This is a genomic window from Paenibacillus sp. BIHB 4019, assembly GCF_002741035.1.
Taxonomy (GTDB): Bacteria; Bacillota; Bacilli; order Paenibacillales; family Paenibacillaceae; genus Pristimantibacillus.
Window position 1 is genome coordinate 6,971,407 of the sequence record NZ_CP016808.1, and the last position, 13,575, is coordinate 6,984,981.

A 13,575-nucleotide genomic window follows, 5' to 3' on the forward strand; every position below is an offset into this window, starting at 1 on the left:
CAGGCACTGCTTATTCGTGCAAGCTATCGTTTTCGTTTCTATCTTCTATTATAACTTCTATTCTGAACCTTTTCTGAACATATTTCGAAGAAAAAATAGAAAAGAAAGAGCCGTCATTACGACGGCTCTTCCCCCCATACGAGCACCCCGCTGCGATACAAGGTGACGCGGCTGGCATCGGCAAAAGCTGTATTCGCCGCATGATACGAATAGTCATTGGTCTCATCATAGTTGGTCCAGCTATTTTTATGGATGCGGTTCTGCATTTCGCCGGTATGGCCGCCGCCAGCTGAAATATTCCCAGCTCCCGTGCCAAAGCTGATTTCCAAATAAGTGTCGGCATTTGCGCTCGACTTGCCTGACGCAGCAATGCTGCCACTAAGATTAGAGCAGCCTACAGTCGCATAGTCACATTCGAAAATTTGCGGCTGCGGGCCATCTGCCGAATACCAATAACGAATGGTAAGCTCATGAAGCGGCACCGCTGAGGTACCCGAATTGACGATGCGGAATTGCGGCTTCAATTGATTGTCCAGAGCGGCAGAATCGCCGTTCTTGTATTGGACCTTGAGCTCGCTTGGGCCTGTATTCGGGAGAGCTGGCGTTGCACTTGCCTGCAAGGAATTTACCGATTCGCCCACGGTGTTCACCGCGCTAACGGCATAATAATAAGTCGTCCCATTAACCAGCCCTGTGTTCACATAGCTGGTGCTGCTTGTCGTGCCTACTGTGGCAAAGGGACCCGCACTTGAAGCTGCGCGCTTAATGTTGTAGCTGATCGCACCGCTGACCGCCTGCCAGGACAGCGCCGCCTGGCTATTGCCTGCCGTAGCTGTTACGGCTTGCGGCGCAGCAGGCACTGTCGGTATCGGCCCAGCTCCCCCGCCCGATTTGGCATTCATCACATTTGCGTGATTAGTCAGCAGCGCAGCCGTCGCGCTTGGATATACGATGCGGAAGCCGTCATAATCGGGATACAGCGTATTATCATCCTGAATGCCTGTTAAAATCCAAAACTGGCTGCCCGCACCGCCATATTGCTCAACCGCACCGAGCCAAGCAGCATAAACCTGATTGCGGGTCGCTTGATTTTGATAGCCGAATTCCTCCAGCACGACTGGCTTCTGCGCCGCATTGCCGTCCTCGATATGGTCAATGATCCATTGCGTGCCCCATTCCGCTGTACGGTTCCAATGATCCGGATATAAGTGAAACGTGCCGTAATCAATATTCGGCAGCGCAATCAGCCTTTCCCAATCAACGCCTTCCCCGCCGCCATACATCCAATCCGAATGCCCCGGAATGTTATAAAATCCCTCATCCCCTACGGCGACCAAATGATTCGCATCGAGCGATTTGACATAGGTGCTCATCTCATCCGCCCAATTAACAAGCTTGTTGCCCGTTGTGTCGGATTGGGCCCGCGGCTCATTCGCCAGCTCCCATGCCATAATGGCAGGATCATCTTTATATATAACGCCTGTGTACGTATTCACCCGGTTGATCATGTAGTTTACATAGTTTTTATAAGCTTGTTTAATAGAAGCATTCGTATAGAAAGCATCATGCGAGCCAGCATTAAACCATGCAACATACTGATTCATGCCGCCAAAATCATCCCAGTTGTTTACGAATGGAATAACCAGCTTAACGCCCGATTGTCCAGCCTTATAAATCGCATAATCCAGCTTGGCAAATCCCGATTCGTCATATACGCCGGGAGTTGGCTGCAGCACGGCATTGTCCTGCGGCTGTCCATTATGAAAGCCCCAAATCCGAATAACCTTGAGGTTCATCGCCACCATGTCCGCAAATACGTCATCGACCATTTTTTGCGACTTATAGTGGAAATAATAGTTGTTCGTTCCGGCAAAATAAAAGTCTTCTCCGTCCAGCTGAAACTTGCTTCCTGATGTCGTAACGAAAGCATTGCTATCTGCGGCGCTGGCCTTCGTATCGGCCGTCATCCATCCGCAAACGATAGCTAGCGCCAGTGAAAAAATCATAAACCGTTTGAGCTGCTGCTTCATTCGAAATAGCCTCCTTTAGTTTTTTTCATCTGAAATGGAATCGTTATCCTTCTATTATCAAGCAAGGAGCCGCCGCGAAACTAGTCGAATCGTTACCTCTTTCCTATCACTTTAATGACCAAAAATAGCGGCAGCGCCAGCATAAAGGGCCCATGCACCTTCCAAACTGGCGCATGAGCCCTTTGCTTTTTTTCAAATTAAGATGGCTCTACGCCCCATTGCAGGATGCCCGCTGCATAGCCGGTTGTTTTGTTCCAGTCTACATAGCTTGTCGCGCTGGAATTGAATGAATAATCGCCTGTTTGTGTATAGTTGCTCCAATTGTTTTTCGAAATCCGCGTTTGCAGCTCAATGCTTTGGCCTGCTGCAACAGAGCCTGCGGCGCTGGCAAAGCTAATTTCTACGTAATAGTCTGCTCCCGTTACGGCTGTCGGCAGCTTGACGAAGGATGCAAGGACGTTGGCGCTGCCGACGGTCGACCAGTCGCACCAGAAGCTTTGGGCTTGCTCGCCGTCAATCGTGTAATAATAACGGAGCTTTACATCAGCCAGATTGAGTGAACTTGTTCCTGTATTCACCAGTTTGATTTTTGGACTTAGCGTGTTTGTCGTTGCCGCTGTACCGCCGTTGAACAGCTGCACTTTAAAGCTGCCTGCTGGGGACGGTGATGGCGTTGACGTTGGTGTTGGTGTTGGCGTCACTGTCGGTGTTGGTGTTGGCGTCACTGTCGGTGTCGGTGTTGACGTCGGCGTTGGTGTTGGTGTCACTGTTGGTGTCGGTGTCGCTGTCGGCGTTGGTGTTGGCGTTGGGCCATTCACTGTATCGCCGTAGACGATACCGCGGCCATTCGTGCCGATATATACGCGTCCGAAGATGCGCGGATCTCCCGTGATTGTTTCGCCTGTAAACGCATATTGATGCTGGTCATCATTAATTCTCACCCAATTTGCCCCGCCATTATCAGAGCGGAAAAATCCTCTGACTTGATCGATTTGCGCCGAAATATAAAGCGCAGGATACGTCTGGCCTGGCGCCGCCATACCGAAGCCAACAACATCTGCTTCCTCTACGTTGCTAAGCTTCGTAAACGATGCACCTGAGTTGGTCGAATGCCATAGCCCGTATACGCCGCTGGACTCGTTGCCGCCAGCCAGCCAAATATCGCCTTCCACGCCTGGAAGCGCTTTAAATTTCATGTTTCCTGCTGCTGGAAGCCCTGCTGCTGCAGACATCGTGAACGTCGCGCCGCCATCTGTGCTCACATAGAACTTGCCTGCTGCGGCCCCATAAAACTTGTTTTTGTTGACGCGGTCTGAGACCACTTTTGCACCGGCTGGAATGCCTGTGCTTGCTGTCCATGAGTTGCCGGTCGTTTTGGAATAATAAACGCCGACATCAGAGGTGCTCCATACGAGTGAACTATTGTCAGCCGCAACGGCTATAAAGCCGCCGCCCGTTGTTGCGGAGGGCTCTGCATTCGGGCTATACCAGTTCGTTCCGCCATCGTAGGACAGTGCAATCGATTTTTCATTAGGATATTTCGCCTTGTCTGCATTTCCAACGCGCGCAATAAATCCAGCGTTTAGTTCAGCGAAGTCTATGCTTGTGGAGCTGCTTGGACTGATGAACATTTTTGCAGGTGCCGCCGTTAAATCATTATGTCGGTAGCCTGATACATCAAGCATGGCGCTTAACAGGTGAGCGCCGGTCGGCGGGCTAATCAATTCTTTGATTGACGTTTCCTCAATGCCCTTGGCCATAACAGACAAAGCGACTTTGCCACCGCTATCCCAAGCCGTCAAGTTCGTCGTGCCATACACCGTAGCGCCTGTGCCATATAGCATGCGGTCAGAGTTGAAAGGATCAATTTCGATATCGCCAATCATCCAGCCGAGCTTAGGCGATACTTCCGGTGGCGCAGAGCTTACGCCCCAATCGAGCCATGGCGCTGCCGAAATATCCTGCGTGTACGAAAAGTCGCGGTTCGGGTACGAGCTATACTTCCATATCGGCTTCCACGTTGCGCCGCTATCCGTACTGCGATAAAGGTTGGCATCCGGGTACCATGAATTTAGCGTTGCGACGATCAGCGTGCCAGGGTGTTGGGCATCAACCGCAAGTCCGCCATAGCCGAAATAATTATCCGCGCTGCTTGAAGGGACGGGGCTAATGTTCGTCCACACGCCAGTGGCTGTATTCAGCCTCCAGACATCGCCCTTCGAACCGTTATATGGACCTGTGCCGTTGCTATATGTAACATACAGCTGTCCATTTGAATCCAGCTCGCCATGATGCGGCAAATAGCCCGTCGGCTGTCCTGCCACGGCAGACCAGGTTGTGCCGCCATTCGTGCTGCGGTAAATGCTGCTCGCTGTATCTGCTACACCGACATAAATCGTTTGCGTCGCCGTTCCAGGCGAGCCCGTCGATTGGTCAAACGTAATCCAAGCAAGCCCCATTTTGTCCGCCAAATAAGGATAGGTCGGGTCCTCCACAAAATTGCCCGGATTCGGGAATGCCGTTACTTTGCTCCACGTCACGCCATAGTCGGTACTTTTCCACAGGCCGTTGCCGCTGCGTGCCCCAAAATACAAAATGTTGTTTTTATTCGGGTCTACCATCAGCCGCTCGCCCATGGATCGCCCTGGCATATTGCCGCCAATTTTGAAAGGCAGCTGCGTTTCCTGCCAAGTGTCTCCTTTATCCGTGGAACGCATAATATAGCCGTTATGCGGGTCCCATTCATTCGTATAGGAGCCAGCCGCAATATATAGGCGATTCGGATCAATCGGATCGGTTGCCAGCGCATCCACGCCGGTCTTATTCCACTCATCCCAGCCCACGTGGTCCAGCAGCGCCTTCCAGCTGCCAGTTGCTGCGTTGTAACGATAAGCGCCGCCCACATCCGTACGGGCATACAGCAGCCCAGGCTCTTTTTTATTAAAAACAAATCCCGGAACGAAACCTCCGCCCCCGCCAGTCACTACATTTTTCCACGTGTACGCTTCACTTGGTGCCGCTTGCGCCTCTAGCGGGTTGCCGATTATTACGGTGCCGGCGACAACGGTGATCGCTAGGGCCAGCGTGCCCAGCTTGCGCATTGAATGTTTGATCAAATGAATACCCTCCTCAATTGGCATGATATAACGCAAACACCTAAAATATAAATATGGATGAGCACCCACTCCCTTCCAAATGTATACGCTTTCATTTTAGCACATAAATTTTAAGCCAAGCACTATATAAAATGGATATATTTTCATATGAAAATCAGTTATTTGAAGCTCGCCGCACGCAAAAAAAGCTCTGAACCCGGGCGCTCTAGCCAGCTGCGATAGCCTTTGAGCCGCTTCTCCCCGGTTTCAGAGCAGAGCATAATTTCTGTTTAGTTACGGCCGAATAATGCGTTGTTCCTTCGCTGCTTTTATCCACATTGGGAACTCATTCAGCAGCTGATCATACAAATTCTCATCCGACACGGCCGCAATATCATCCAAATGGAAGAAGCTCGCATTATCTACGATTCGCCCCTCCATCGTATCCAGGCGCTTTAATACTTCGAAATTGGAGTTGCCAATACCGACAAACTGCCAGAAAATCGGCTGCACGGCCGAATGGGTAATCGTATGCTTAATCGACTTGACTACCCCGCCGTCGTTAATAAAAATAATGAATACAGGCGTAGGATCATTTTCCTCCACCGTATATTTGCGAATGACATCCTCCATCACCGGAGGCTCATTATTGCGTCCAAACTTATGAATAAGGTCATTGTTTAAAATATGCTTATCGACATATTGGCCAAAATCGCGCTCCGTTACCGACGGCAAACGGCTGTATTCATTATCGTATACCCACACGTCGAGCGTGCCATTGTCATCGAACTTGCTGGCAACAGCCAAAATCCGCTCCACGACTTCCTGAACGGTGCCGTTTTTATACAGCGTCTGCATAGACCCGGAAATATCCAGCACGATGCCTACTCTGGCCACGACGTTTGTCAGCTGCTTTTTCTCCAGTGTGTATTGCACGAGCTTTTTGCGGAAATCGATTTTGCTCAGAGAGGCAGTTTGCACAGGCGCTTCCATTGTTGCAGCCGCAGCGGCCTCTTTCCGAGCTTGGCCAATAGCTGGAGCATGGGACGGCTCATCCTCGCCCGCTGCCGCATTTCCTTCCAGCTCCAGTCCATAATTCAGGCATAATGCGGCAAGCCCGCCGTTAAAGCCGCTGCCGATTGCGCTAAACTTCCACTCGCCATTGTGACGATACAGCTCCCCCGCTACAATCGCCGTCTCCTTCACCAAATCCGCACCGTATTCATAACGCAGCAGCTCTTCGCCCGTATCCAGGTTAACCAGCCGCACATAAAGCCCCGTTACATCCTGAAAAGCATGCCCGAGCCGCTCGCCATCATAGATCGTCACCGTAAAGGCTGCTTTTGCAATTTGCTCCGGCAGGCGCCCAAGCACAAGCTCAATCCCTTCTTGATCGCCGGCTTCCATGCCAAGCTGCTGGCTGCTTGATCTATGCTCGGCCGCGCCATTCGCCGCCAATGGATTGCCATAAAAAATAAAATCCTCATCCCGCTCGCAGCGGCCGCGCTCTGACAGCAGAAACGCCGCAGCATCGATGCCAAGCTCGCTTTTTCCAGCTTTCCAGCCAAACTGCACAGCTAGCTTGCCGAAGCTTTTCCCCTTGGTCACGTCCGCTTTTTGCCCTTTCAGCAATGGCATATATGTATCTTCCTCTCGCCTATTAGATTGGTAAATAAGATCATCTATACCGATTATAGCAAATAGGGCGGCGAATGGAGAAAAAAAGCCTCTTTCCCCGCACGCCCTCGGCATGCTCGAAAAAGAAGCTTTATCTCGGCTCTATGTGATTTCTGCTTGCGCTATCATTGCCTCTTGAATTTATTCCGATTCCAAAATAAACCGGTTCCACTTTTGCTGCCACGCTATATCGTCCCAAAACGGATGATGGGGTGCGCAATTGGAGCAGAGCACCATGCCCCAGAAGCCCAGCTTCATCCCTTTGCGAATCGCATATTCGGCAATAAATTTGCCGACCGGCCCTTCCTCAAAACCCGCATGCAGCGGCGTATACCCTACATACCCTTCGCCAATGACGATCGGCAGCGCCGTTTGCCCCGCCCATTCATGCAGCTCCTCAAAACGAAAATCCGCCTTCTGGAGCATCGCCTGCTTGTGGCTGCCATAATGGTCGTACAAATACAAATCCCATTGATCCGGATCGGCCCAATCGTGCAGATAAAGCAGCTTCATGCCGACAGGATTGCCCTGCATCCGCCATTCCTGCCCGGCCGGAAGCTGCCAGCTCTCAAACGGCGGCGCATCCTCCCGCAGCAGCGATTGCACCAGCTCATTGGGAAACGGCACCGCTTCATTGTCGATGCCTGCCTGATCCATCAGCTCCTGCAGCACGCCTTTAATGTACAGATGAAAATGGGCCACCTGCATATTTCGCGCCACATAAGCTTTCGGGTAAGCTTCATTCAGCGTATAGCTTGCCGTCATTAACAGCTCGGGATGCTGCTCGCGTAGAAATGCGACCGCTTCTTCAATATAGGGCTGCATTATTTGCACAAGGCCCGGCGTATTGGAGCCAGCAACGCCCTGCCCCGTTGCAATGTCGGTCAATTGTCCAAATTCGACCTCATTATGCAGCTCGGCATAAGCGATTTGCTCGCCATAACCCGCTGCCTTCACATATTGGATGAGCTGATCCATCGACTTCGCCAGCGCCATAAACCGCTGGTCCGGCGAAATATCCGCCAGCAAATCGCGCAAATAGGGCTCCGCCAAAAAGCTCGGACTTTGCTGGTATTCCCACGAGGAAAGAATAATATAGCAGTTGTGAGCCTTCGCTTGCTTGAACAGCTCCAATAGCTGCGCATGCCCGTCCAGCTCGGCCCCGCCTTTGCAATTGTACCAGCGCGTCCGCTGGCCCACCTCGCCCAAATTGCCGAAGCGCAGCGGTCCAGGCCGAACGCCCGATTCGGTAAACAGCATGAGCGGCATCGCACAAATGCGAATCGTATTGTAGCCCCGCTCTACCGCTTCTTTATATCTTGCAGCTAAATCGCTGTAAGGCTCCCCCGGCGTCGTCATCGTATACCAAGAGAAATCCCACATTGTAATCGTCAGTTTACGGGGCAGCTGCCTGCTCGCTGTGCTCATATGGCCACCTTTTCTGTCCTCTTTGGATAGGGTGATCTTCTCATCATCCGCTACCACACTAGGTTGTGCAGAGAACGCTTTTTCTTTATGGTACATTGTTCACACCAGCAGGTGCCATGAACAATGTACGGATGCTGATGGAACATATTCGGATTTACCGAGTGATATACCGGATAAGCTTGGCAAGCCTAATCTCATCAGAACTCATTTAATATCCCTCATCGCCAGCCGGCATAAACAGCTCGACGAAGCGCTCAGCCGCAACCGACAGCTTTCTGTCCTGACGTACGGCAAGCCCGATGCTGCGCGGTGGAAGCGGGTCCTCTACTAATAATTCAAACAGCATGCCATTATTTAATTCTTCCTGCACAAAAGAACGGCTAATGAAGGCTGCCCCGTAACCGAGCCTGGCGAACTGGGCGAGCAAATCAATGCTGCCAAGCTCGATATCCGGCTTTACCACCTGTCCCTTGCCCGCAAACCATTGTTCAATAAATTCCCTCGTGCTGCTTCCCGGAGATAATAACAGGAGCGGCAGCTCAGCCAGCTGCTGCATCGACAAAGCTCCACTTGCGGCCGAACGGCGGGCTAGCTCCGCATAAGCCTCCCCAACTACAAAACAATCCTCCAGCACCGCAAGCGTCTGAATATTCAGCTGTGAATCGTTTATGGGCAGATGGATAATGGCACAATCGATTTCTCCTTCCCTTAAGCGCTGCGTAATATCAGGCGTTTTCCCATGCGAAAGCCGGATGCGGATACCCGGATAATCGCGATGAAAGGTATTTAATTGCGGCAGCAAAAGATGCTTAATCAGCGAATCGCTCGCTCCGATGCGGATTTCCCCCTCATTCAGCAGCTTCATATTTTGCAAATGCTTTTGCGAAGAATCCAGCATGGAAAAGGATTGCTCTACATAGCCCAGCAGCGCTCGCCCTTCTTCGGTAAGCTCGACGCCCTTCGACAGTCGATGAAAAAGCTTGAGCTGCAAAGCCTCCTCCATCTGCTTAATCGCATAGCTGACCGATGGCTGCGTAATATGCAGCTCGTGCGCCGCTCTTGTTAAATTTTTGCAGCGTGCTGTATGCAGAAAAATGCGATACCATTCCAGATTGAACATTTGGTATAGACCACCTCTATATCATTTTCAATAAAATCCGATTTCACTTATTTCATTTTCTTCATTATAATCGGGTTTAGACAAGAAAACAAAAGAGGTGGAAATATGGACGGATTCCAGCCCGATTTAGCTGCACGCTCCCCTTGGTCGGCCCATAGCGATAAACAGCAGGTGACCCTGAATCCTCCAAGCGGAGCAATGGAAGGAACGGTGCGCATACCGGGAAGCAAAAGCTTAACTAACCGCGCCCTCATTATAGCCGCGCTTGCCGTAGGAAAATCGCAAATTGACGGTTTATTATTAAGCGATGATTCCTACTGGTGCATTGCCGCATTAAAGCAGCTCGGAGTAAAGATCACTATCGAAGGAGACACCGCTTATGTCGATGGCTGCGGAGGAAACTGGCCTATCTCATCTGGCGAGCTGTACGTCGGAGCTGCTGGCACGATTGCGCGTTTTTTGCCCGGAGCTTTAGCTATTGGAGATGGCGTTTGGGCGATTAAAGGCACTAGGCGGTTGCACGAGCGGCCGCTGGCTCCCTTGCTGGATGCACTGACGCATTTAGGAGCAGCGTTTGAATACGAGCAAGCCGAGCGTTCACTCCCCTTCGTCCTTCAGGCAAACGGATTGCAGGGCGGGACGGTGCTGCTGCCTGGCTCTACATCAAGTCAATTCATAAGCGGTTTGCTGTTAGCCGCCCCTTATGCGAAAGCGCCGATAACAGTGCGCATAGATGGGGAAGTCGTGCAAAAAGACTATGTCGAAATGACCGTTGCGATGATGGCTTTGTTTGGTGCAGCACCTGTTGCATCTCTGGACACAGACGCCCCCTGCATTACGATACCTACGGGAAAATATGAAGCACGCTCCGTTCTTCTGGAGCCTGATGTATCGACCTGCTGTTATTTCTGGGCGCTCGCCGCGCTTACCGCAGGGCGCATAAGAACGGAAGGCATTGACGCCAGCCGTACAAGCCAGCCCGATATTGCAATGCTCGGCGTGCTGGAGCAGATGGGTTGTACGATTGTCCGCGGCGCAAGCTTTGTTGAAGTCCATGGACCAGAGCGTTTGAAGGGCGGCTTTACCGTCAGCATGCAAAAATGGTCGGATCAGACGCTGACGCTCGCTGTCCTAGCTATTTTTACAGATGGTCCCATTACACTGAAAGATGCCGCTCATATTAGACATCACGAATGTGACCGGATAGCTGCTATTTGCACGGAATTGGGCAAACTAGGCATTCGCGTATTGGAATATGAAGACGGCCTAACCGTTTTTCCCGGCAAGCCGCAAGCCGCTTTATTAAATAGCCATGATGACCATCGCATGGCTATGGCCCTTTCTTTAATTGGTTCAAAAGTTTCTAATCTGCAAATTTCCGACCCGGGCTGTGTCTCCAAAACAAACCCGAAATATTTTGAGCAATTGGCTGCACTAGGCTTTCAAATAAACGAATAGACGCAGAGGATGATCGATTATGGCAGGAAACACATTCGGAGAAGCTTTTAAAATCACTACCTTTGGCGAGTCCCATGGCGAGGCGGTTGGTGTCATTGTCGATGGCGTAACGCCGGGCATCGAACTTGATGAAGCCTACATTCAGCGGCAAATGGACCGGCGCAAGCCCGGGCAATCGTCCGTCACCTCCCCGCGCAAGGAATATGATATCGTTCATATTTTATCGGGCATGTTCGAGGGAAAAACGACTGGAACGCCGCTCTTCGTTATTTTGCATAATCAGGATATAAGGCCGGATGCGTATAGCGATATCCAGCATTCCTTTCGCCCGGGCCATGCCGATTTCACTTATTTGCAAAAGTATGGCATTCGCGATCATAGAGGAAGTGGACGGGCCTCTGGCAGAGAAACGGCTGGAAGAGTAGCCGGCGGTGCCATCGCCCGCAAGCTGCTGGAGCAAAGGGGTGTGCAGGTGCTTGCCTATACGCAGGCTATCGGAGGCATTGAATGCGAAACCTTCGATGAGAGCATCATAGAACAAAATGCCGTTCGTGCCTGTGACGCCGCCGCCGGAGCGAAAATGATCCGCAAAATTGAACAGCTCGCAGCCATTGGCGACAGCTGCGGCGGCATTGTAGAATGCCGGATTCGTGGCGTAGTGCCTGGTCTTGGAGAGCCGGTATTTGACAAATTGGATGCGGAGCTGGCGAAAGCGATGCTATCGATTGGCGCCGTAAAAGGCATTGAATTTGGCGCTGGCTTCGCTGCCGCCTCCATGCTCGGCAGCGAGCATAATGACGGGATGAGCAGCGACGGATTTCTCAGCAATCATTCGGGCGGCATCATAGGGGGCATCAGCACGGGACAGGACATTATTTTTCGTATAAGCGTTAAACCGACCTCCTCCATTTCGGTTCCGCAGCAAACGGTCAACATTCACGGCGAGGAGCAGGAAATAAGAACCGAGGGACGGCATGATCCTTGCATTTGTCCGAGAATTGTCCCCGTTGTGGAAGCGATGGTCTGCCTCGTATTGGAGGATCAGTACAAGCGGCAAGCCGCCATGCTCGGCTAGACTTAACTAAGACAGAAATGAACTAGAATAGAACTTGACTGAAAAATAACAAGAGACTGCTTTAAGGCTTCTACAGCCTCAAAGCAGTCTCTTGTTTCACTACTATCCCGTTCTTCTATCAGCGCTCGTCTGGCAGTCCCACTGGACCAGCGGCGGCAATTTCCGCGCTTACGCCAACGAATTTGCGGAAATTATTTTCAAATTGTGCGGCAAGCTTGGCCGCCTGCTGATCATAGGCCGCCTTATCCTGCCATGCTTCACGGGGCAGGAGCACCGCATCCGGCACGCCTTCTACCGTGAGCGGGCAGCTCAGGCCAAATACCGGATCGGCGATAAATTCAGCCTGTTCAATGCTGCCATTAATCGCGGCCGTTACCATCGCCCGCGTATATCGCAGGTTCATCCGCTGCCCTATGCCGTGCGGCCCACCGGACCAGCCTGTATTTACCAAATACACTTTTGAATCATGCTGGGCGATTTTTTCACCGAGCATTTCCGCATATACACTTGGCTCAAGCGGCAGGAACGGCGCTCCGAAACAAGCGGAAAACGTCGCCTCCGGCTCCGTTACTCCACGCTCCGTACCCGCAAGCTTGGACGTATAGCCCGATAGAAAATGATACATAGCCTGCTCCTTCGTCAACCTGGAAATCGGCGGCAATACGCCGCAAGCGTCAGCGGTCAGAAACAAAATAACGTTCGGATGGCCTGCTTTTCCGGCCAGCACCGCTCCTGGAATATGCTCCAATGGATAAGCAGCGCGCGTATTTTCCGTCAGATGATTGCTGTTATAATCAGGCTGCCCTGTCTGCGCATCTAACGCTACATTTTCCAGTACAGCGCCGCTGCGGATCGCCTGCCAAATTTGCGGCTCCTTCTCTTCGCTCAGCCCAATGCATTTCGCATAGCAGCCGCCTTCGAAGTTGAACACGCCATCCTCCGACCAGCCATGCTCGTCATCTCCGATGAGGCGGCGCGAAGGATCGGCAGAAAGCGTCGTCTTGCCCGTGCCCGATAGGCCGAAGAATAGCGCCGTATCGCCCTGCTCGCCTACGTTCGCCGAGCAATGCATCGACAGGACGCCCTGCAAAGGCAGCAAGTAGTTAAGCACGCTGAAAATCGACTTTTTCATCTCGCCCGCATATTCCGTTCCGCCAATCAGCACGATTTTTTGCTCAAAAGAGATGCAAATAAACGTTTCGGACGCTGTCCCGTCACATGCAGGATCTGCCTTGAGCCCCGGAAGGGCGATGACGGTAAATTCAGGCTTATGGGAGGCAAGCTGCTCCTCGCTCGGTCGAATAAACAGCTGGCGGGCAAATAGATTATGCCAGGCATATTCATTAATAACGCGAATCGGCAGGCGGTACGCTTCATCCGCACCAGCATAGCCGTCAAAGATGAACAGCTCCTGCTGCTCCATATAACGCTTAGCTTTTTCATACAATTGGTTAAAATGCTCCGGCGAAAGCGGCTGGTTCACTTTGCCCCAAGCTACTTGCGGCAGCGAAGAAGGCTCGCATACAATAAACTTGTCTTTGGGCGAACGGCCTGTATATTGCCCCGTCAGCACCCGAAGCGCTCCCGATTCCAGCTTCGTTCCTTCGCCGCGTTTAATCGCTTGTTCCATTAGCTGCTCTGTCGTCAATTGATAATGTACGCCTTGCTGGCGCAGTCTCGATTCCATGATGC

The 13,575-nt window shown here is 51.8% G+C and carries 8 protein-coding genes and 2 pseudogenes; 2 read left to right on the forward strand and 8 right to left on the reverse strand.

Features of this window, described 5'->3' with window-relative positions; translation table 11 throughout:
* Positions 1-116: 116 nt before the first annotated feature.
* From BBD42_RS32470 to BBD42_RS30205, 7 genes and pseudogenes are all read right to left on the reverse strand, one after another.
* Entirely contained in the window at positions 117-902 is a 786-nt protein-coding gene (locus BBD42_RS32470; RefSeq protein ID WP_237163574.1) for a cellulose binding domain-containing protein, read from the reverse strand.
* Positions 888-2,030, reverse strand: a pseudogene (locus BBD42_RS32475) (glycoside hydrolase 5 family protein); the annotation flags it as partial. The pseudogene BBD42_RS32475 and the gene BBD42_RS32470, both read right to left, overlap by 15 nt.
* A 197-nt stretch (positions 2,031-2,227) precedes the next feature.
* A complete protein-coding gene (locus tag BBD42_RS30190; RefSeq protein ID WP_099521173.1) occupies positions 2,228-5,170 on the reverse strand; it encodes a cellulose binding domain-containing protein in 2,943 nt (980 codons plus the stop codon).
* A gap of 249 nt (positions 5,171-5,419) precedes the next feature.
* On the reverse strand, positions 5,420-6,118 hold the full coding sequence (locus BBD42_RS32480; protein ID WP_481855994.1) for a vWA domain-containing protein: 699 nt from the start codon (positions 6,116-6,118) through the stop codon (positions 5,420-5,422).
* A 159-nt stretch (positions 6,119-6,277) separates the two neighbouring features.
* Positions 6,278-6,877, reverse strand: a pseudogene (locus BBD42_RS32485) (TerD family protein); the annotation flags it as partial.
* Between the two features lie 66 nt (positions 6,878-6,943).
* The gene (locus tag BBD42_RS30200) at positions 6,944-8,230 is read right to left on the reverse strand and encodes a cellulase-like family protein (RefSeq protein WP_099521175.1); all 1,287 of its coding nucleotides are present in this window, start codon (positions 8,228-8,230) and stop codon (positions 6,944-6,946) included.
* Between the two features lie 208 nt (positions 8,231-8,438).
* A complete protein-coding gene (locus BBD42_RS30205; RefSeq protein ID WP_099521176.1) occupies positions 8,439-9,350 on the reverse strand; it encodes a LysR family transcriptional regulator in 912 nt (303 codons plus the stop codon).
* 105 nt (positions 9,351-9,455) lie between these two features.
* Between BBD42_RS30205 and aroA the strand changes: the two genes are divergently transcribed.
* Entirely contained in the window at positions 9,456-10,808 is a 1,353-nt protein-coding gene (gene aroA, locus BBD42_RS30210; protein ID WP_099521177.1) for a 3-phosphoshikimate 1-carboxyvinyltransferase, read from the forward strand.
* 19 nt (positions 10,809-10,827) lie between these two features.
* Entirely contained in the window at positions 10,828-11,883 is a 1,056-nt protein-coding gene (aroC, locus tag BBD42_RS30215) for a chorismate synthase (RefSeq protein ID WP_099521178.1), read from the forward strand.
* Positions 11,884-12,001: 118 nt separating this feature from the next.
* On the opposite strand, the gene pckA is transcribed toward aroC, so the two are convergent.
* Complete coding sequence (gene pckA, locus BBD42_RS30220; RefSeq protein WP_481855995.1) at positions 12,002-13,570, reverse strand: phosphoenolpyruvate carboxykinase (ATP); 1,569 nt, start codon at positions 13,568-13,570, stop codon at positions 12,002-12,004.
* Positions 13,571-13,575: the final 5 nt, after the last annotated feature.

Excerpts from the sequence above, each read along its gene's own strand:
- BBD42_RS32470 (WP_237163574.1), bottom strand. The coding sequence starts at position 902 with ATGAATGCCAAATCGGGCGGGGGAGCTGGGCCGATACCGACAGTGCCT.
- BBD42_RS30205 (WP_099521176.1), bottom strand. The coding sequence starts at position 9,350 with ATGTTCAATCTGGAATGGTATCGCATTTTTCTGCATACAGCACGCTGC.
- pckA (WP_481855995.1), bottom strand. The coding sequence starts at position 13,570 with ATGGAATCGAGACTGCGCCAGCAAGGCGTACATTATCAATTGACGACA.
- BBD42_RS30200 (WP_099521175.1), bottom strand. The coding sequence starts at position 8,230 with ATGAGCACAGCGAGCAGGCAGCTGCCCCGTAAACTGACGATTACAATG.
- aroC (WP_099521178.1), top strand. The coding sequence starts at position 10,828 with ATGGCAGGAAACACATTCGGAGAAGCTTTTAAAATCACTACCTTTGGC.
- BBD42_RS32480 (WP_481855994.1), bottom strand. The coding sequence starts at position 6,118 with ATGGAAGCGCCTGTGCAAACTGCCTCTCTGAGCAAAATCGATTTCCGC.
- aroA (WP_099521177.1), top strand. The coding sequence starts at position 9,456 with ATGGACGGATTCCAGCCCGATTTAGCTGCACGCTCCCCTTGGTCGGCC.
- BBD42_RS30190 (WP_099521173.1), bottom strand. The coding sequence starts at position 5,170 with ATGCCAATTGAGGAGGGTATTCATTTGATCAAACATTCAATGCGCAAG.